The sequence below is a fragment of the Microbacterium sp. Nx66 genome, assembly GCF_904066215.1.
Lineage (GTDB): Bacteria > Actinomycetota > Actinomycetes > Actinomycetales > Microbacteriaceae > Microbacterium > Microbacterium meiriae.
The window spans coordinates 1,857,506-1,876,704 of the sequence record NZ_LR880474.1; the positions used below are offsets into that span (position 1 = coordinate 1,857,506).

At 69.9% G+C, this 19,199-nt stretch carries 18 protein-coding genes; 7 read left to right on the plus strand and 11 right to left on the minus strand.

Annotated elements, in window-relative coordinates; translation table 11 throughout:
• Positions 1-23 precede the first annotated feature (23 nt).
• Genes MICNX66_RS08810 through dut form a run of 3 tightly spaced genes read right to left on the minus strand, consistent with a single transcriptional unit; the run spans position 24 to position 1,809 of the window.
• Positions 24-758 (minus strand): DUF3159 domain-containing protein, encoded by a 735-nt coding sequence (locus MICNX66_RS08810; protein WP_187661562.1) that lies wholly within the window; start codon positions 756-758, stop codon positions 24-26.
• Positions 755-1,342 (minus strand): DUF3710 domain-containing protein, encoded by a 588-nt coding sequence (locus MICNX66_RS08815; RefSeq protein ID WP_187661563.1) that lies wholly within the window; start codon positions 1,340-1,342, stop codon positions 755-757. Before MICNX66_RS08815 ends, MICNX66_RS08810 begins: the two co-directional genes overlap by 4 nt.
• Positions 1,339-1,809, minus strand: coding sequence for a dUTP diphosphatase (dut, locus tag MICNX66_RS08820; RefSeq protein ID WP_187661564.1), 471 nt, complete (start codon positions 1,807-1,809; stop codon positions 1,339-1,341). Before dut ends, MICNX66_RS08815 begins: the two co-directional genes overlap by 4 nt.
• Positions 1,810-1,821: 12 nt before the next feature.
• Here dut and MICNX66_RS08825 point away from each other — a divergent pair, with 12 nt between their 5' ends.
• Positions 1,822-2,286, plus strand: coding sequence for a DUF3093 family protein (locus tag MICNX66_RS08825; RefSeq protein ID WP_187661565.1), 465 nt, complete (start codon positions 1,822-1,824; stop codon positions 2,284-2,286).
• Positions 2,287-2,358: 72 nt separating this feature from the next.
• On the opposite strand, the gene MICNX66_RS08830 is transcribed toward MICNX66_RS08825, so the two are convergent.
• A complete protein-coding gene (locus MICNX66_RS08830; protein WP_060921810.1) occupies positions 2,359-2,652 on the minus strand; it encodes a DUF4193 domain-containing protein in 294 nt (97 codons plus the stop codon).
• Between the two features lie 199 nt (positions 2,653-2,851).
• Here MICNX66_RS08830 and sepH point away from each other — a divergent pair, with 199 nt between their 5' ends.
• Positions 2,852-3,898 carry a septation protein SepH gene (sepH, locus tag MICNX66_RS08835; protein WP_187661566.1) on the plus strand — a complete coding sequence of 349 codons (1,047 nt, stop codon included), beginning with the start codon at positions 2,852-2,854 and terminating at the stop codon, positions 3,896-3,898.
• Between the two features lie 16 nt (positions 3,899-3,914).
• Here sepH and MICNX66_RS08840 read toward each other — a convergent pair whose 3' ends face one another.
• Positions 3,915-5,036, minus strand: coding sequence for an alkaline phosphatase family protein (locus MICNX66_RS08840; RefSeq protein ID WP_187661567.1), 1,122 nt, complete (start codon positions 5,034-5,036; stop codon positions 3,915-3,917).
• Between the two features lie 44 nt (positions 5,037-5,080).
• On the opposite strand from MICNX66_RS08840, the gene MICNX66_RS08845 reads away from it, so the two are divergent.
• Entirely contained in the window at positions 5,081-7,522 is a 2,442-nt protein-coding gene (locus tag MICNX66_RS08845; RefSeq protein WP_187661568.1) for a DNA gyrase/topoisomerase IV subunit A, read from the plus strand.
• A gap of 60 nt (positions 7,523-7,582) precedes the next feature.
• On the opposite strand, the gene MICNX66_RS08850 is transcribed toward MICNX66_RS08845, so the two are convergent.
• On the minus strand, positions 7,583-9,694 hold the full coding sequence (locus MICNX66_RS08850) for a DNA gyrase/topoisomerase IV subunit B (protein ID WP_442922882.1): 2,112 nt from the start codon (positions 9,692-9,694) through the stop codon (positions 7,583-7,585).
• A gap of 181 nt (positions 9,695-9,875) precedes the next feature.
• On the opposite strand from MICNX66_RS08850, the gene MICNX66_RS08855 reads away from it, so the two are divergent.
• Positions 9,876-10,094 carry a DUF7455 domain-containing protein gene (locus MICNX66_RS08855; RefSeq protein WP_187661569.1) on the plus strand — a complete coding sequence of 73 codons (219 nt, stop codon included), beginning with the start codon at positions 9,876-9,878 and terminating at the stop codon, positions 10,092-10,094.
• 26 nt (positions 10,095-10,120) lie between these two features.
• On the opposite strand, the gene MICNX66_RS08860 is transcribed toward MICNX66_RS08855, so the two are convergent.
• Complete coding sequence (locus MICNX66_RS08860; protein WP_187661570.1) at positions 10,121-11,158, minus strand: alanine racemase; 1,038 nt, start codon at positions 11,156-11,158, stop codon at positions 10,121-10,123.
• Between the two features lie 11 nt (positions 11,159-11,169).
• On the minus strand, positions 11,170-11,874 hold the full coding sequence (locus MICNX66_RS08865) for an alanine racemase (RefSeq protein ID WP_232089028.1): 705 nt from the start codon (positions 11,872-11,874) through the stop codon (positions 11,170-11,172).
• Positions 11,875-11,958: 84 nt separating this feature from the next.
• On the opposite strand from MICNX66_RS08865, the gene MICNX66_RS08870 reads away from it, so the two are divergent.
• Entirely contained in the window at positions 11,959-12,975 is a 1,017-nt protein-coding gene (locus tag MICNX66_RS08870) for a sugar-transfer associated ATP-grasp domain-containing protein (RefSeq protein WP_025103580.1), read from the plus strand.
• A 151-nt stretch (positions 12,976-13,126) separates the two neighbouring features.
• On the opposite strand, the gene MICNX66_RS08875 is transcribed toward MICNX66_RS08870, so the two are convergent.
• The 3 genes from MICNX66_RS08875 to MICNX66_RS08885 form a co-directional block, all read right to left on the minus strand.
• Positions 13,127-13,819: a coenzyme F420-0:L-glutamate ligase gene (locus MICNX66_RS08875; protein WP_187661571.1), complete on the minus strand. Its 693-nt coding sequence runs from the start codon at positions 13,817-13,819 to the stop codon at positions 13,127-13,129.
• Positions 13,819-15,060 (minus strand): RNA polymerase sigma factor, encoded by a 1,242-nt coding sequence (locus MICNX66_RS08880; protein ID WP_187661572.1) that lies wholly within the window; start codon positions 15,058-15,060, stop codon positions 13,819-13,821. The genes MICNX66_RS08875 and MICNX66_RS08880 overlap by 1 nt, the downstream gene beginning before the upstream one ends.
• 167 nt (positions 15,061-15,227) lie before the next feature.
• Complete coding sequence (locus MICNX66_RS08885) at positions 15,228-16,169, minus strand: proteasome assembly chaperone family protein (RefSeq protein ID WP_187661573.1); 942 nt, start codon at positions 16,167-16,169, stop codon at positions 15,228-15,230.
• A gap of 114 nt (positions 16,170-16,283) precedes the next feature.
• On the opposite strand from MICNX66_RS08885, the gene MICNX66_RS08890 reads away from it, so the two are divergent.
• Both MICNX66_RS08890 and lpdA read left to right on the plus strand, forming a co-directional pair.
• Complete coding sequence (locus MICNX66_RS08890; RefSeq protein WP_187661574.1) at positions 16,284-17,762, plus strand: leucyl aminopeptidase; 1,479 nt, start codon at positions 16,284-16,286, stop codon at positions 17,760-17,762.
• A 5-nt stretch (positions 17,763-17,767) separates the two neighbouring features.
• Entirely contained in the window at positions 17,768-19,141 is a 1,374-nt protein-coding gene (gene lpdA / locus MICNX66_RS08895) for a dihydrolipoyl dehydrogenase (protein ID WP_187661575.1), read from the plus strand.
• Positions 19,142-19,199: the final 58 nt, after the last annotated feature.

Here is a 19,199-nt window from a genome sequence, read left to right on the forward strand (position 1 = left end):
ATCTTGATGTCGAGATAAATCTATCACGCCGCCGCGGGGTCGTCGTGCGACGACTCGCGGGGATAGAGCGCACGGACGACCAGCCAGGTCACGGCGATCAGCGGCGCGAACAACGGCAGCCCCATAACGAGCTTGAGGGTTCCGAGCGCCGTCGTCTGCTCGGCCAGGTACAACGGAAGCTGCACCGCAAGACGGGCGAAGAACAAGGCGGCCCAAGCAATTGCGAGCCAGAAGAACGCGCGGCGCTTCCGCCTGTCTGCGCGCCATGCCGTCCCCTCCCCCATGAGGAATCCGACGGCAAGACCGATCAAAGACCAGCCGATGAGCGCAGACACGAGGATCGCAGTGCCGTAGGCAGCGTTCGTTATCAAGCCGGGCACGAAGTTGTCCTGTGCGCGCCCGGTCCAAAGCGCGAGCCCGGCGGCGGCCACGGCGGCGATCAGTCCGCCGAGGGCGGCCGACGGCGGCGACTTCTGCACCAGCCGGACGAGGGTGAACACGGCGGCCAGACCGACCGACACTCCGAGGGGCAGCAGCAGGGGTTCCGGCCGGAGGGTGAACAGGATCACGAACGCGAGGCTCGGCAGCACCGACTCCAGGATCCCGCGCCAGCCGCCCATGGCCGACCAGACGACCTTGTGCGTCTGCGCGTTCTCGGACGGATCGAGCCCAGCCTTGCGCGCCGCACCGCCGAGGGCTGCTCCGAGGATCTCCGACGCGCTCTGCGTGCGCGGCTCCTCGGGGTCCGGCGTGGTCACGCGGAGCCCGGCGTCGCCGGCATCTTCAGCGGGATGAGGTCGCGCGGCGGCATGGGCGCTCCCCCGCGCACGACGACGATCGAGCGGAACAGGTCCTCGACCTTCGCCGCGGCCTCGGGGTCGGACGCCGCCGCGCCGCTGATCACGCCGCGCAGGAACCAACGGGGACCGTCGATGCCGATGAAGCGCGCGAGACGCAGGCCGGAGCCCTCGCTGGCCGTCGCGGGGACCTCGGCGAGGAGCTCCTTGCCGAGCGGTCCTTCCCGCTCCTCGACGCGGCCGCCCTGCGCCTTGACCTGGTCGCGCAGCTGGACCCGCGTCTCATCCCAGAGACCGCCGCTGCGCGGAGCCGCGAACGGCTGCACCTGGAGAGAGGACTCGGCGTAGTCGAGCCCGACCGCCACGATGCGCTTGCTCTGCTCCTCCACCTCGAGCCGCAGGTTCAGGCCCTCGCGCGGCAGGATCTTGATCCCGCCGAGGTCGATGTAGGGGCGGACGGGGTTCGCCTCGGAGTCGTCGAACGGGCCCTCGGTGGCGCGGTTCTCCGGCGCCGACTTGGAGGGGGTGTCGTTGCTGTCGGTCATTTCGCCTGTCCTGCTTCGTTCTCGGGGGTCTGTGCCTGATAGCCGGTCGATCCGAACCCGCCGGCGCCGCGAACGCTGTCCGGCAGCTCGTCCACCGGAAGGAACCGGGCCCGAGTGACGGGCATCACGATGAGCTGCGCGATGCGATCGCCGACGGCGACATCGTACGCGCTGTGGATGTCCGTGTTGATCAGGCTCACCTTGATCTCTCCCCGGTAGCCGGCGTCGACGGTGCCGGGCGAGTTCACGATCGAGATGCCGTGCTTCGCCGCGAGACCGCTGCGGGGCACCACGAAGGCCGCATAGCCGTCGGGCAGCGCGATACGCACGCCCGTGGGCACGAGAGCCCGATCCCCCGGCTCCAACCGCACGGCCTCGGCGGCGACGAGATCGGCTCCGGCGTCGCCCGGATGCGCATAGCCGGGGACCACTGCGGCGATAATGGGGACATCAACGGAATCGGTCACCCCATGAGGCTAATGCAGAACCCCGCAACGGACGCACGTCCCCGCTACCACGAACGACTGGCCCCCAGCCTGTGGCTGCTGGTCACGATCGCCCTGGCGGGACCGATGGTGTCCCTGATCTTCGTGCCGGTCGGCTCGACCTTCGCGCTGCTCCTCGGAGCGGCGGTCTCGGCGCTCCTCGTGGTGGCGGCCCTCGCCCTCGCTCCGGTGGTGTCGGTGCAGGACGGCGTCCTCCGAGCCGGACGCGCCCACATCGACGTGCGCTATCTCGGCGAGCCGACGGCACTGACCGGCGAGGAGGCGCGCAGCGCCAGAGGACCCGAGCTCCCGGCTCGCGGGTGGCACCTCATCCGCGGCGGCATCGACGGAGTCGTCGTGGTGCCGAACACCGATGAGGCCGACCCCGTCGTGGCCTGGACGATCTCGACCCGCACCCCCGACCGCCTCGCCGCGGCCATCCGCGCCGCACGGGACTGACCGCCCCGCAGACGACAGCGCGCCCCTGACCGGGATGGTCGGGGGCGCGTGGGGCGTCGCTCGGAGGGCTGCTCAGGCAGCGCACTCCTTGCAGATGGGGCCGTCGGGTCCCTCGTGGTCGAGCTGCGAGCGGTGCTTCACGAGGAAGCAGCTCATGCAGGTGAACTCGTCCTGCTGCGCGGGCAGCACGACGACATCCAGCTCGAGGTCGGAGAGGTCCGCGCCAGGGAGGTCGAAGCTCGACGGGTTGTCGGAGTCCTCGTCTCCGGTCGTGCCGGACAGCTTGTCCGGCACACGCTCCTTGAGGGCTTCGATCGACTCGGAGTCGTCTTCACTCTTTCGGGGAGCGTCGTAATCGGTTGCCATGCGGTGAATCTCCACTTTCATGGTGCGAGTGGGCGGGTGCGCCGTCGGGTAATCGGCGGCCATAGTTTGCATGACCGGCGGGCGTTTCGCAAATGCCCTCCCATGCGACAGGGCAAACTCACGGCACGCCCGCCGTATTCCCTGTCCCGGCCCGTCCGGCGTGACACCATGAACGCACACCCATCAGAGGGGCATTCGCATGGAAAACGTCACCATCGTCGGCACAGAAGCAGGAGTGCTCGTCCTCGCGACCGAGGCGGGCGAGCGGTTCGCGCTGCCCATCGACGCGGTGCTGCAGCGGGAGATCCGCCGCGCGACCCGCCAGGCCGAGCCGGCCGCACAGAAACTCGCCGCGAGCCCGCGGGATATCCAGGCGCAGATCCGCGCCGGTCTCACCGCCGCGGAGGTCGCCGAGCTCCTCGGGATCAGCGTCGACGACGTCGCCCGGTTCGAGGGCCCCGTCCTCGCCGAGCGCGAGCACATCATCGGCCAGGCCCTCGCCGTGCCCGTCCTCATCGGCAGCGAGGTCGAGCCGGACGCGCAGCCCACCTTCGGAGCTGCGGTCCGCGCCAAGCTCGCCGAGGTGTCCGCATCGTCCGAGCGCTGGGCCAGCTGGAAGGAGGAGTCCGGCTGGATCATCAAGCTCGAGTTCTCCGCCAACGACGTCGAGCACGACGCGCGCTGGAGCTTCGACCCGCGACGCAGCGCCCTCTCGCCCCTGAACGCCGATGCCACGCAGCTCTCCCGCCAGGGTTCACTCCCGGAGGGACTCATCCCCCGCCTGCGCGCGGTGGAGGCCGACCGTGCCGCCTCGCCCTATAAGGACGACAGCCGTTTCGATTCGGGTGCCTTCGGTCCCCGCCTCGTGCCGACGCCCGCCGCGGAGGCGGAGGAGCCGGCGCAGCCCGAGCGTTCGGCACCGGCGGTCCAGGACGCGGCGATCAACCGCGCTCCCGACTCCGCCTCGACGAGCCCGGAGACCGCGGACCTCCTCGAGGCCCTGCGTCGTCGCCGCGGACAGCGGGAGCCGTCGCCGATCGAGCACGAGGTCGAGGAGATCCAGGAGGATTCCGACCCGATCGCCCTGTTCGCCGCGCTCGAGGAGCCGGACGACGAGCCCGAGGCTCCGGAACCCGCACCGCGTCAGCCCGGGTCGGGCGACAGCGAGGGCAGCGGACGCCGACGGCGCCGCAACGCGATGCCGTCGTGGGACGAGATCGTCTTCGGAGCGCGCACCGACGAGTGATCGTTCCGGGGCCCCGTCAGGAGGCGAAGGCCCCGAACCGCAGGAACGGTACCCGGGTCTCGTCAGGCGTGAGCGCTCCGTGCTGTCCCACCATCCCTCGGTTGCGCTGGTCCTCGGCGGTGCCGTCGTAGAGCGCGCGCACTCCGGTGGCGATGACCAGCACGTCGCCGATGCGATCGAGGACCTCATCGCGCACGACCGGACCGAAGAGGCCCGCCCGGACCGCCTCCTCTCGGGTGACGACATCGGCCGCGCCCTCGAGATCGCTGCGCAGACGCGTCGTCACCAGCGCCGCATCGGCGTCCGGCTCGCGGTAGAGGTGCAGCATGCGGGGTTCCCCACCGACATGACGGATGCCCCCGAGATGCTGCTCCTCGAGCACCACCTGCCGGTGGAACGGGACGTCGACCATGCCGTGGTCAGAGGTCACGACCACGCCGACCCGCGGGGGGACGCGAAGCGACAGCGCGCCGTCGATCCGCTCCAGCGCCGCCACCCACTCGGCAGAGGCGACACCGTGCTTGTGCCCCGCCTTGTCGACCTCGGGGAGGTAGCAGTAGACGAGCGATCCCGGATGCTCCTCGGCCAGCGTGTACGCGACCTCGACGCGTTCCTCCGGCGTCGCAGCGGGCACGAACGTCGCCCCCCTCAGCGTGGCGCGGGTGAAGCCGCTGTGCGCGTAGGTCGCGAGTCCGACCGCGAAGGTCTCCCGCCCGGCGACTGCCGCGCGCTCGAAGACGGTGGGCGCCGCCTGCCAGGTGAGCGGGTCGAGGCCGTCCGTCTCCCACCCGCTGAGCTGGTTCACGAGGACATCCCGTTTCGGGTCCCTGACCCGGTACCCGACGAGGCCGTGTTCTCCCGGCCACACGCCGGTGGTGAGGCTCGTCAGCGCGGCGGCCGTCGTCGTCGGGAAGACCGTTTGCGCGATGTCCTTCTTCGTCATCGACGCGGTCAGCGACCGCGCGTGACCGGCATGCCCGCGGAGGCTGATCGCACCGAGGCCGTCGATCACGACCAGCACCACCGCGTCGGCGCGGGGCAGCGTGGCGGATTCGCCGCGGAGAGCGGCGCACAGGTCGTCCGCCACCCCGACGACGCTCCGGGCGCCCGGCGGCGCGGACGGTAGCATGAAGGACATCCGAGCCAGTCTGACACAGGCTCCCGTACGCCCTCAGGAAGTCCATGCCGAAAACCCCGCCGCCCGAGCCTGTCGAGGAACGCATCCAGGACATCGATCTCTCCCACGAGATGCAGGGCTCCTTCCTCGAGTACGCGTATTCCGTCATCTACTCGCGTGCGCTCCCCGATGCCAGGGACGGCCTGAAGCCGGTGCAGCGCCGCATCCTCTTCCAGATGGCGGAGATGGGATTGCGACCGGACCGCGGCCACGTCAAGAGCGCCCGCGTCGTGGGCGAGGTCATGGGGAAGCTGCATCCGCACGGCGACTCCGCGATCTACGATGCCCTCGTCCGCCTCGCCCAGGAGTGGGCGCTGCGGGTGCCGCTCGTCGACGGTCACGGCAACTTCGGATCCCTGGACGACGGTCCGGCTGCCGCGCGATACACGGAGGCGCGCCTCGCCGCCCCCGCGCTGTCGCTCACCGAGAACCTCGACGAGGACGTCGTCGACTTCATCCCGAACTACGACGGACAGTTCCAGCAGCCCGCAGTGCTGCCTGCGGCCTTCCCGAACCTGCTCGTCAACGGCGCCAGCGGCATCGCCGTGGGCATGGCGACCAACATGGCGCCGCACAACCTCATCGAGGTCGTCGCCGCGGCGACCCACCTCCTCGAGCACCCGGACGCCACCACCGAGGACCTCATGGAGTACGTCCCCGGCCCCGACTTCCCGTCGGGCGGGATCCTCATGGGACTCGACGGCGTCAAGGACGCCTACACGACCGGTCGCGGCGCCCTCAAGGTCCGCGGACGCACGTCGATCGAGCCGCTGGGTCCCCGACGTACGGGCATCATCGTCTCCGAGCTCCCGTACATGGTCGGCCCGGAGCGTCTGATCGAGAAGATCCGCGACGCGGTGCAGGCGAAGAAGCTCCAGGGCATCAGCGACGTCACCGACCTCACCGACCGCAACCATGGCCTCCGCGTCGCCATCGGCATCAAGACCGGATTCGACCCCAACGCCGTCCTGGAGCAGCTCTACCGGCTCACGCCGCTGGAGGATTCCTTCAGCATCAACAACGTCGCGCTCGTCGACGGCCAGCCCCGAACGCTCGGCCTCAAGGAGATGCTCAGCGTCTACGTCGGCCACCGCATCGAGGTCATCACGCGCCGCAGCCGGCACCGTCTCGCCCGTCGGGAGGAGCGCCTGCACCTGGTGGAGGGGCTTCTCATCGCGATCCTCGACATCGACGAGGTCATCCAGGTCATCCGGTCGTCCGACGACACCGAGCAGGCACGCACCCGGCTCCGGTCCGTGTTCGACCTCAGCGAGCCGCAGGCCGAGTACATCCTCGAGCTGCGGCTGCGCCGCCTGACGAAGTTCTCGCGCATCGAGCTCGAGGCGGAGCGGGACGCCCTCCTCGCGGAGATCGCGTCGCTGCGGGAGCTGCTCGCCAGCCCGGCGCTGCTGCGTGCCGCCGTCGCCCAGGAGCTGGACGCCGTGGCCGAGGCCTACGGGACGCCGCGTCGCACCCTGCTGATGAACGCGGCCCCGCCGAAGCCCCGCGCGACGAAGGGCGCGGTGGATCTGCAGATCGCCGACGCTCCGACCACCGTGGTCCTCTCGACGACGGGGCGCGCCGTGCGCGTGGACCTCGGCGAAGGACAGGAGCTCACCGCCCCTGCCCGGCGGAGCAAGCACGACGCCATCCTCGCGACCGTCGAGACGACGGTCCGCGGTGAGGTCGGTGCGCTCACGAGCACGGGACGCGTCGTCCGCTTCTCCCCCGTCGATCTGCCCTCGGTGCCCGGCACCTCCGTACAGCTCGCCGCGGGGACTCCGCTGCGCGACTACCTGGGGGTCACGACCAAGGGCGAGCGCATCGTCGGGTTCATCCGATTCGACAGCGACACCCCGGTCGCCCTCGGCACCGCGCAGGGCATCGTCAAGCGGATCGTGCCGTCGACCCTGCCGGTGCGCCCGGACCTGGAGGTCATCGGCCTCAAGAGCGGAGACTCGGTCGTCGGTGCGGCCGACGCGGCGGACGACGCCGACCTCGTGTTCCTGACGACCGACGCCCAGCTTCTGCGGTTCTCGGCCACGGCGGTCCGCCCGCAAGGAGCACCCGCCGGCGGCATGGCGGGCATCAAGCTCGGCTCCGGCGCCGCGGTCCTCTTCTTCGGTGCCGTCAGCCCGGACACCGACGCTGTCGTCGCCACGGTCTCCGGCGCGGAGAGCATCCTGCCCGGCACCGATCCGGGCCGCGCGAAGGTCTCGGCGTTCACCGAGTACCCGTCCAAGGGCCGCGCGACCGGTGGCGTCCGCGCCCACGCCTTCCTGAAGGGCGAGGACCGCCTCACGGTCGCCTGGGTCGGCCCCCGCCCGGCTCTGGCCGTAGACCCCACCGGCGCGGTGCGCAAGCTCCCCGAGCCCGGAGCGCGCCGCGATGCCTCCGGCCAGCCGATCGACGGCGTCATCGGCAGCATCGGCCGGACCCTCGTCTGACCCGTCCGCCAAGAAAGGGGACCCGGCCTCGCCGGGTCCCCTTCTTCGTCCCCGCCGCCCTCAGGCGTCGATGGCTTCGCGCGAGAGCTGGTCCGCGGAGTCGATGATGAACTCCCGCCGCGGGGCGACCTCGTTGCCCATGAGCAGCTCGAAGACGCGGCCCGCGGCCTCGGCATCCTCCATCCGTACCCGGCGGAGCAGGCGACCGGAACGGTCCATCGTCGTGTTCGCGAGCTGCTCCGCGTCCATCTCCCCGAGACCCTTGTACCGCTGGATCGGCTCGTGCCAGCGCTTGCCGGCCTTGCGGAGCTTGGCGAGCAGGGCGTGCAGCTCCTGCTCGCTGTAGGTGTAGATGGTCTCGTTCGGCTTCGAGCCCGGGTTGATGACGATGATCCGGTGCAGCGGCGGCACGGCGGCGAACACGCGTCCATGCTCGATGAGCGGCCGCATGTAGCGGAAGAACAGCGTGAGCAGGAGCGTGCGGATGTGCGCTCCGTCGACATCGGCGTCGCTCATGAGGATGATCTTCCCGTAGCGCGCCGCGTCGATGTCGAAGGTCCGCCCGGAGCCCGCGCCGATCACCTGGATGATGGACGCGCACTCGGCGTTGGACAGCATGTCGCCGACCGACGCCTTCTGCACGTTGAGGATCTTCCCGCGGATGGGCAGCAGCGCCTGGAACTCGCTGTTGCGGGCGTTCTTGGCCGTGCCCAGCGCCGAGTCGCCCTCGACGATGAAGAGCTCGCTGCGCTCCACGTCGTTCGTCCGGCAGTCGACGAGCTTGGTCGGCAGGGTGGACGATTCGAGCGCGTTCTTGCGGCGCTGCGTCTCCTTGTGGGCGCGTGCGGACACACGCGCCTTCATCTCGGAGACGATCTTGTCGAGCAGCTGCGTGGCCTGGCTCTTGTCGTCGCGCTTGGTGGAGGTGAAACGCTGCTGGAGGTCCTTGCGCATCACCTGCGCGACGATCTGGCGGACCGCGGGCGTGCCGAGCACCTCCTTCGTCTGACCCTCGAATTGCGGCTCCGGCACGTTGACCGTGAGGACGGCGGTGAGGCCGGCGAGGACGTCGTCCTTCTCGAGCTTGTCGTTGCCGACCTTGAGCCGACGCGCGTTCTGCTCGACCTGGCTGCGGAGCACCTTCAGCAGCTCCTGCTCGAAGCCCTGCTGATGCGTGCCGCCCTTCGGCGTGGAGATGATGTTCACGAAGGAGCGGATGCGGGTGTCATAGCCGGTGCCCCAGCGGAGGGCGATGTCGACGGCGCATACGCGCTCGACCTCGGTCGCCACCATGTGGCCGTCGGGCTGCAGGACCGGGACGGTCTCGGTGAACGTGCCCTCTCCCTGGATGCGCCAGGTGTCGGTCACCGGCGGGTCGACCGCCAGGTACTCCACGAACTCGGAGATGCCGCCCTCGTAGAGGTACGAGGTCTCCACGGGGCCGGTCGGAGTGCCGTCCTCCCCCACCGCGGCGCTCGCGGCGCGCTCGTCGCGCACCACGATCTCGAGCCCGGGGACCAGGAAGGCCGTCTGACGCGCCCGCGTCTCGAGCTCGGCGAGCTGGAACGCGGCGTCCTTGGTGAAGATCTGGCGGTCGGCCCAGTACCGCACCCGGGTGCCGGTGACGCCACGCGGCGCCTTGCCGACGACGCGCAGCTCGCTGTTCTCCTCGAACGGGGTGAAGGGCGCATCGGGCCGCTTCTCCCCCGAGTCCTGGAAGATGCCGGGCTCGCCGCGGTGGAAGGACATCGCGTAGGTCTTGCCGCCGCGGTCGACCTCGACGTCGAGGCGCTCGGAGAGCGCGTTCACCACCGAGGCGCCGACGCCGTGGAGACCGCCCGACGCCGCGTAGGAGCCGCCGCCGAACTTCCCTCCGGCGTGCAGCTTGGTGTAGACGACCTCGACGCCGGTCAGACCGGTCCGTGGCTCCACGTCGACGGGGATGCCGCGACCGCGGTCGTGCACCTCGACGCTGCCGTCATCGTGGAGGATGACGTCGATGCGGGAGCCGTTGCCGGCGACCGCCTCGTCGACGGAGTTGTCGATGATCTCCCAGAGGCAGTGCATGAGCCCGGGCGAACCGTTCGAGCCGATGTACATGCCGGGGCGCTTGCGGACCGCTTCGAGTCCTTCGAGCACCTGGAGATGATGGGCGGAGTACTCGGCATTCACAATCTCCGAGTCTATTCGCGGGACGGTCCCGCCCCCCGCAGACACTCCCCGCGGCACCGCCTTCGCGCGTGTGCGCGTACGCGCTGAGCGAAACACGCCGTCGACCGGGCATGCCCCCAGGTGCAGCGTGGTTGTATTGAGCACGACCAACAAGGACGCCGACACCCGAGGAGGCCCCGAGATGAATGCAACGACCGAACGTGAGACCTCCGCTGTCGAGTACCGCCTGACTGCGATGGACCGGTGTGACTCGTGTGGAGCGCAGGCCTACATCGCCGCCGAGGTCAACGGCTCCGAGCTGCTCTTCTGCGCCCACCACGGCCGCAAGTACGAAGAGAAGCTGCGCAGCGTGGCCACGAGCTGGCACGACGAGACCGCTCGTCTCGTCGAGACGGTCTGATCAGCGCCTGAACCGGCCGAGCCGGTTCACTCCACGACCCTCCGCCGAATCCGCGGACCGAGGCGGGTGAGGATCTCCTCGCCCACCGTCGCGATCCGCTCGGCGAGGGTCGTCGCTGTCTCCTCCCCCTGCGTGCCCGGCCCGAAGATCGTCACCTCGTCGCCGACAGCCATCCCCGGCCAGCCCTCGACGGTCGTCGTCGCCAGGTCGATCTCGGGCGCCACGCGGGGGCCTGCCGGGGTACCGACCGTCATGCCGGCCAGCGTCGAGGGCAGGCCGTCGAGACTGCCGACGGCCACGACCGCGGCGTCGCCGTCGACCCGGACGACCGGGGCCACGAGACGTGCCGCCGGCTGCACACCGTCGAGATCCGGGCCGTCCGCCGAACGGATGCCGTAGCAGAACGCCCCGATCCGTGACACCGTGCCGCGCAGTTCCGGACGCCACCAGGATGCCGCCGACGCTGTGAGGTGCAGGGCCGCCGGCACAGCTCCGGACAGACCGGTGTGCTGCACGGCATCGAGGAACACGGACTGGGCCTCGTCGTCCTCGGCGTCGCTCGCCTCCGCGATGTGACTCCACACGCCCACGAGCGCGAGGGTGCCCGCGCTCTCGGCCGCCCTCGCCTCGGCAACGGCCGCCGCCCAGTCCTCCGGACGCACGCCATTGCGATGGAGGCCGGTGTCGATCTTGAGGTGCACCCGGGCACGCACACCGAGCACATCGGCCCGCGTGACGATGCGGCGCAGGTACTCGATCGTGCCGACGCCGAGCTCGATGTCCTGCACGAGCGCCTCGTCGATCTCCTCGTCGGTCGAGGTCGCCCAGGCGAACACGGACGCGGTCCCGCCTGCGAGGCGCCGGACGTCGAGGCCCCCGCGCACGTCGTAGCTGCCGAACGTCGTCACCCCCGCCTCGAGCGCGGTCTCCACCGCCCAGCGGAGTCCGTGGCCGTACGCGTCGTCCTTGAGCACCAGCATCAACGTGGAGTCGCCCAGTCGGTCGCGCACGGCCGCGATGTTCGCGCGGAAGACGGCGCTGTCCAGGCGGAGTTCGGGTCGCATCGGCCCACCCATCATGCCTCCCATCCGCGCACGGCGTGAGCACCGGGGACGGCCACGAGCTCCGCGGGCGTCATCCCGGTGACCTCGGCCCAGCGGGCGATCGCGTCGGATGCGGGGCCGGTCCCGCCGAAGAACGTCACCGTGTCTCCCACCTCGGCCGCGGCGCCCTGGAGGTCGATCACACAGACGTCCATGGCGACTCGTCCGACGATGGGACGCAGCGCGCCGGCGATCTCCACGTCGGCGTGATTGCCGAGAGAGCGGACGACACCCTGCGCGTAGCCGCCCGTCACGAGCGCGACCTCCGTGTCCGCTGCGGCCCGGAAGGTGTAGCCGTAGGAGACAGCCTCCCCCGCGCGCAGGCGCTTGGTGGACATGACCCGGCCGACCAGGCGCATGACCGGAGGTGTCGCCGGGATTCCCTCCGCGGACGGCAGCCCGTAGAGGAGGACGGGGTCGACGTCGGGCGTACCGACGGTCGTGGCGCTGATGCCTTCGAGGCGCAGGGCCTCGACTTCGCCTGGCGAGTCCACGAGGACCTCCTCGACGCCCGCGGCTGTCACCGCGTGGGCCACGGCGAGCAGTCCATGCCCCCATGCGTCGCGGCGGAGATCGGCACGGCGGCCCCCGGCCCGGATCGCCGCGGACGCGCCGGCAGCAAGGGCCGAACGCGAGATCATCGCCTGCGGAAGCGCACTCGAACTCGTGTCACACACGTCCTCCAGCCTAGCTTCCGCGCTCCCAGGAGCCTGGGGGCTCCCCGCGTAGACTGGGACGTCGATCCCTAGACCCGGAGCTCCATGTCTCGTCTTTCTCTCGCGCCCCGCATCCGCTATCTCCTCGGCCGTGCCCGCCGCATCGACGTCGGTTCGGTGTTCGAACGGGCGAAGGAGGCCTCGGCACAGCACCACCGTCCCGTTCCCACGATCGTCGCCGACATGCTCTGGTCGGCGGCCCGCCACAACGTGGGCTTCCAGGACTACATCGACTACGACTTCGCGATGCTCAACCGTGCCGAGCGCGAGACGTACATGACGCACCCGGTGTCCAACCAGCTCTCCCAGAAGTACGACCACCCCGACTTCCGCTGGATCTTCCAGGACAAGATCGAGTTCAACCGGAAGTTCTCCGCACATCTGCATCGCGAGTGGATGGTGGTCGAGGAGGGCAACGCCGACGAGGTCCGTGCCCTCACGGAGCGCCTCGGAACGATCGTCACGAAGGAGCCGGTCGGCCAGGCCGGGACCGGTGTGCACCGATATCACGCCGCCGACATCACGGACTGGACCGAGTTCCACCGCGGTCTCCTCGACCGCGGCGAGCTGCTGATCGAAGAGGTCATCCGCCAGCATGACGACCTGGCGGCCGTGTGCCCCGGAACCGTGAACACCACCCGCATCACCGCCTTCTTCGACGGGGAGAAGGCGCACATCCTCGCAATGGCGCAGAAGTTCGGCCGCGGCGCGGTGAGCGATCAGATGACCTTCGGCGGCTTCTACACGATGCTCGATGAGAACGGGCACGCCGTGGGGGCCGGCTATGACTCGCACGGGCACGTGCACGAGACCCACCCGGACTCGGGCTTCCGCATCGCCGACTTCCAGCTGCCCTACATGGACGAGGTGCGCGCTTTCATCGATCAGGTCGCCCGGGTCGTGCCGCAGGTGCAGTACGTCGGATGGGACGTCGTCGTGACCCCGGACGGCCCCGTGCTCGTCGAGGGGAACTGGGGCGCGGGCGTCTACGAGAACAAGCCCAGCGTCACCGGCATCCGTACCGGGCACAAGCCGCGCTACCGCGAGGTCATCGGCTTCTGACCTTTCGACAGCTCACCCTTCGACAGGCTCAGGGACCCCGCATGGGTCGCTGAGCCCGTCGAAGCGCCGGGCCACCCCTTTACATGCGAACCGGCCCCTTGCGTTCACACGCAAGGGGCCGGTTCGGTCGTGAAGGGGTGGCTCGAGCTGTTCAGACCGCGCGGACGATGCCGAGCGGCGTGGACTCGAGGCCCTGACCGAGCGGGTTGTCACCGAGGATCTTCACCAGCCGCAACTCCCCCGCCTTGTCGAGCGTGGAGCCGAGGATGTTGCCGCCGAGATCGTTGATGTCGACCACCGCCACCTCGGCCTGGCCTCCGATCAGCGTCTTCAGGTGCGCCGCGACGCGGTCCGGGTCCTTCGGGCCGAGCACCACAGCCTCGTTGTACGGCGGGATGGTGTGCTTCGTCGGTCCGTCGATCGCGCGGGCCTTGTCCCCCGCGATGCGGTAGAAGTCGCCCTTGCGCCCGAAGGCCTTGGTGACCGCCGAGACGGCGGCAGCGAAGAGGATGCGCGGCGTACCGCACTCCCGCAACGCCATCTCCATCGTCTCGGGCATGCCGAGACCGATGCCGTATGGCGTGCGGGTGACGTACTTCGACAGGAACAGCGCGAGCTTCCGCGGCTGGATCTCGTCCAAGCGGTACGACCGGCCCTGGGTGATCGCGACGATCTTCTCGGTCACGAAGAGCAGGTCGCCCGGCTGGACGGCATCCTTCGCGTACTCCGTGATGATGGCGTCGAGGTCGTCATCCGGCATCACGACGCGGGTGCGCAGCGGGATCCGCGCGTAGCTCTTTCCGTCGACGCTCGTCTCGAGCGCCTTGCCCTCGTTCGCCTGCATCACTCGAGGTAGTCCCGCAGCGACTGCGAGCGGCTCGGGTGGCGCAGCTTGGCCATCGTCTTGGACTCGATCTGACGGATGCGCTCACGCGTCACGCCGAACGTGTCACCGATCTGGTCGAGCGTCTTCGGCTGACCGTCGCCCAGACCGAAGCGCATCCGGATCACGCCGGCTTCGCGCTCGGAGAGGGAGTCGAGGAGCTGCTCGAGCTGACGCTGCAGCATCGTGAAGCCCACGGCGTCAGCGGGGACCACGGCCTCGGTGTCCTCGATGAGGTCACCGAACTCGCTGTCTCCGTCTTCGCCGAGCGGGGTGTGCAGGGAGATCGGCTCGCGACCGTACTTCTGCACCTCGACGACCTTCTCCGGAGTCATGTCGAGCTCGCGGCTCAGCTCTTCCGGGGTGGGTTCGCGACCGAGGTCCTGCAGCATCTGCCGCTGCACGCGGGCGAGCTTGTTGATGACCTCGACCATGTGCACCGGGATGCGGATGGTGCGGGCCTGGTCGGCCATGGCGCGGGTGATGGCCTGACGGATCCACCAGGTCGCGTAGGTCGAGAACTTGAAGCCCTTGGTGTAGTCGAACTTCTCCACCGCGCGGATGAGACCGAGGTTGCCCTCCTGGATCAGGTCCAGGAACTGCATGCCGCGACCGGTGTAGCGCTTGGCGAGGGAGACGACGAGACGGAGGTTCGCGCCGAGGAGGTGGCTCTTCGCGCGCTGGCCGTCACGGGCGACCCACTGCAGGTCGAGTCCGAGCTGGCTCGTCTTCTCGGCGGGGGACATCGCGGAGAGCTTCTCCTCCGCGAACAGACCCGCCTCGATGCGCATCGCGAGCTCGACCTCTTCGGCCGCGTTCAGCAGCGCGACCTTTCCGATCTGCTTCAGGTAGTCCTTGACCGGGTCGGCCGTGGCACCGGTGATCTGGGTCGAGTAGACCGGGACCTCTTCGTCGTCCTTGGAGGAGATGACGATCGCGCCGGTCGGCAGCGGCTCGGTGAAGGCCGGCTTCGCGTCGTCCTCCTCCTCGTCGCCCGCGGCGTCCTCGGAGCCCTCGGCTGCGGCGGCGTCGTCTTCCTCGACGACGTCGTCCGACTTCTTCTTCTTCGCGGGGGCGCGCTTGGCCGCGGCGCGCTTGGGCGCAGGAGCCGCTTCGGTCGTTTCGACGTCCTCGACCTCGGGATCCGCGGTGATCTGATCGGCCTTCTTCGTCCGCGTGTTCTTCGTCGTGGCAGGAGTCACGTTTCGCCTTTCACGGGGCCGCTGGGAGACCCCGGGACATTTCGGACACTAGTAAGACCCTTGTCAAGTCCAGTGCTCGAAAACACTGATTGACAACGGGTCGGACTCCTAGTATCGCACACGTATGGCGATGAGGACGCATTCCCGCCCGATCCGCTGCGAGAGATTCAGCCGCGTCCCGGCTTGTCCTCGTCACCCGACGGCCGAGATGCGAGGTAGCGCTCGAGCTCGGCCGCGAGTTCGTCGGCGCTGGGCAGGTCGCGTTCGCTGAATCCGCCCTCGTCGTACGAGTCGTCCTCGGGGTCACGACCGGCCATGTAGGCGTCGTACCGGCGCTCGAGGTTGTGCACCATCTGCTGCAGTTCGTCGTTCGCTGCGACCTGCTCGTCGACTCGGGCGAGGTAGTCCTCACGGCGCTCCTGCACTGCGTCGAGCATGAGCACGAGGCCGGTCGAGGCCATGAGCTTCTCCGCCGCTGCACTGACCGCCTCCGGATTCTCCGTCTCCGCGAGGTAGTGCGGCACGAGGAGCACGAAGCCGACGACGCGCTCCCCGCGCTCCGCGAACCGGTACTCGAGCAGGTGACCCGCGGTCGCCGGGACCTGCGTGCGCGGACGCCACACGGAGTGCGACACGACGAGGTCGCGCCGGTTCCCGCTCACCGTCGTCCCGATGGGGCGCGTGTGCGGCACGGGCATCGCGATCGAGTGGACCCAGTGCAGCCCCGAGGCCTCGAACTCCGCAGCGAGATCCAGGACGGTCTCCGCGAAGGCGTTCCACGCGAAGTCGGGCTCGTAGCCCGTGAGCAGCAGGAACGGGCGTCCCAGCGCGTCCGTGGCGAGGGAGAGCTCCAGACGGGGCGGGCGGAACTCGGCAAGGTGGTCCTGGTCGAAGGAGATGACCGGGCGGCGTGCGCGGTAGTCCAGGAGCACATCGTTGTCGAAGACCGCGAGCGGCTGCGGCGACGTCGTCTCCCGCAGATGATCGATGAGCCCCGACACCGCACTGCCCGCGTCGGTGAAACCGGTGAGCAGCATCACGAGAGGCAGGCCGTGGGGCACCGTGGGGGCGTTCGCGACGCGTTCGTGGATCTCTCCGGAGAAGGGCATGTCTCCATGCTACGAGCCGCACCCGGAGCCGGGCTCTGACGTGTCTCGCTGAGAGCGAACACACCCCGGCCGGCGGACCGACGACCCCGGGGCGGAGATCCTAGGATGGAGAGCATGACGCTTCCCGTGCTCTCGCACACCACCGATCAGTTCCCCGGAAGCGCTGCCGATGCCGCAGTGCTCGTCGTCCCCGATCTCTCCGAGTCGGCCGAGTCGCTGGCGGCTCACCCCGGTCTCGCCGACGCTCTGGCGGGCATCGGCTTCACCGGCGCCGCCGGTGCGTTCGCTCGGGTCTACGCCCCCGAGGTGACGCCCCTCCCGTTCGCCGTCGTCGGCGTCGGCTCCACCGTCGACGACGCCTCCGTACGGAGCGCAGCCGGCGCGGCTCTCCGCTCCCTGACCGGCTTCGACACCGTCGCGCTCGGCCTCGCCGCCGGTCTCGAGGAGCACGCCGCCGCGGCCGCAGAGGGTGCCGTCCTCGGCGGCTACCGCTTCGACGACTACCGCGCCGAGAACGGCAGGAAGAAGCGGGCGACGGCGGTCGTCGTCCACGCCCCGCTCGACGACGAGACGATCGCCCGCGCTCACGCCACGGGCGAGGCCGTCGCTCTCATCAAGGACCTCGTGAACGTGCCCGCCGAGTGGCAGAGCCCCGCGCAGCTGGCGCAGAGCGCCGCCGACAGCGTCGCGGACCTCGACGTCACCGTGGAGATCCTCGACGAGGGTGCTCTCGCGGAACAGGGTTTCGGTGGCATCCTCGGCGTCGGCCAGGGATCCGACCGGCCGCCGCGCCTCGTCCGCCTCGACTACGCGCCGGCGGACGCGCAGCGGCACATCGCCCTCGTCGGCAAGGGCATCACCTTCGACACCGGCGGACTCTCCCTGAAGCCGGCGGCTTCGATGGTCGGCATGAAGTTCGACATGGCCGGTGCCGCGACCTCCCTCGCCGCCCTCCGCGCCATCGCGGCCCTCCGCCTCCCCGTGCGCGTGACCGCCTGGCTCTGCATCACCGACAACATGCCGTCCGGTCGTGCTCTCCGCCCCGGGGACGTCATCCGCATCCTCGACGGCACCACCGTCGAGGTGCTGAACACCGACGCGGAGGGGCGCCTCGTCCTCGCCGACGGTCTGGTCGCCGCGAGCCGGGAGAACCCCGACGTCATCATCGACGTCGCGACTCTGACCGGCGCGATCGTCGCAGCCCTCGGCCACCGTCACACCGGCGTCTTCGGCGACGACGAGACGGTCGCGGAGTTCCTCGCCGCGGCCGCCCGCACGGGAGAGCCCGCGTGGCACATGCCGCTGCCCGCCTACATGGAGGAGACGCTCGACTCCCCCATCGCCGACATGATCAACGCCAACATGGGAGATCGGATGGGCGGCGCGTCCTTCGCCGGTCTCTTCCTCCGGCGCTTCGTCGGCCGCACCTCGGACGCGGACGACGCGCCGCGCATCCCCTGGGTGCACCTCGACATCGCGGGATCCGGTGAACACGCCGGCGCCCCCTACGGCTTCACAGAGAAGGGCCCCACGGGGGCGATGGTCCGATCGATCATCGCCTTCGCCGAAGCAGCATCCCACCCGGAGGCATGACACCCATGACAACCCACACCTTCGACATCGTCGTCCTGGGCGGCGGCAGCGGCGGGTACGCCGCGGCACTGCGAGCCAGCGAGCTCGGCAAGTCCGTCGCACTGATCGAGAAGGACAAGGTGGGAGGCACGTGCCTCCACCGCGGGTGCATCCCGACGAAGGCGCTGCTGCACGCCGCCGAGGTGGCGGACCACGTGCGTGACGCCGCCTCGGTCGGCGTCACGGCTTCGTTCGGCGGGATCGACCCGGCGGGCGTGCGCACGTATCGCGAGGGCATCGTCGCGAAGAAGTACAAGGGCCTCGAGGGGCTCGTCAAGGCGCGCGGGATCACGACGGTCGCCGGGCTCGGCCGCCTGAACGCGGACCGGAGCGTCACCGTCGGCGACGATGTCTATGTCGGCACCGACGTCATCCTCGCCACCGGCTCGTACAGCCGCTCCCTGCCTGGTCTGGAGATCGGCGGACGGATCCTGACCAGCGAGCAGGCACTCGCCCTGGACGTGATCCCGGAGCGGGTGCTCATCCTGGGCGGCGGCGTGATCGGCGTCGAGTTCGCGAGCGTGTGGCGCTCCTTCGGAGCTGAGGTGACGATCGTGGAGGCGCTGCCCCACCTCGTCCCGAACGAGGACATCGCGATGAGCAAGGGCCTCGAGCGTGCGTTCCGCCGCCGGGGCATCCAGTACTCCCTGGGCGTGCGCTTCCAGACCGCCACCCAGGACGACTCGTCCGTCACGGTCACGCTTGAGGACGGCAAGGAGTTCACCGCCGACTACCTCCTCGTCGCCGTCGGCCGCGGCCCCGCCACCGCCGACCTGGGATTCGAGGAAGCCGGCGTGCGCCTGGACCGCGGGTTCGTGACGGTGGACGGCGACCTCCGCACCGGCGTCCCCGGCGTGTGGGCGGTCGGCGACATCGTCCCCGGCCTCCAGCTCGCCCACCGCGGGTTCCAGCAGGGCATAGCGGTCGCCGAGCGCATCGCGGGCCTCTCCCCCGTGAACGTCCCTGACGTGCAGATCCCGAAGGTCACCTACTCGAGCCCGGAGGTCGCCTCGGTCGGTCTCACGGAGGAGGCGGCGGTCACCGCGCACGGTGCCGACGCCGTCCACTCCTACGAGTACAACCTCGCGGGGAACGGGAAGAGCGAGATCATCGGCACGGGCGGCCTCGTCAAGGTCGTCCGCCTCAAGGACGGTCCCGTCCTCGGTGTGCATCTCCTCGGCGATCGCGTCGGCGAGCTCATCACCGAGGGCCAGCTCGCGGTCGCGTGGGAGGCCCATCCCGAGGACATCGCGCCGCTCATCCATGCCCACCCGACCCAGAGCGAGGCCCTCGGCGAAGCCTTCCTCGCGCTGGCCGGAAAGCCCCTGCACGCCCTCTGAGCACCAACCGGTGCCCGAGTCACTAAGCTAGACAAGCGTCATACAACTTCTGAAGGAG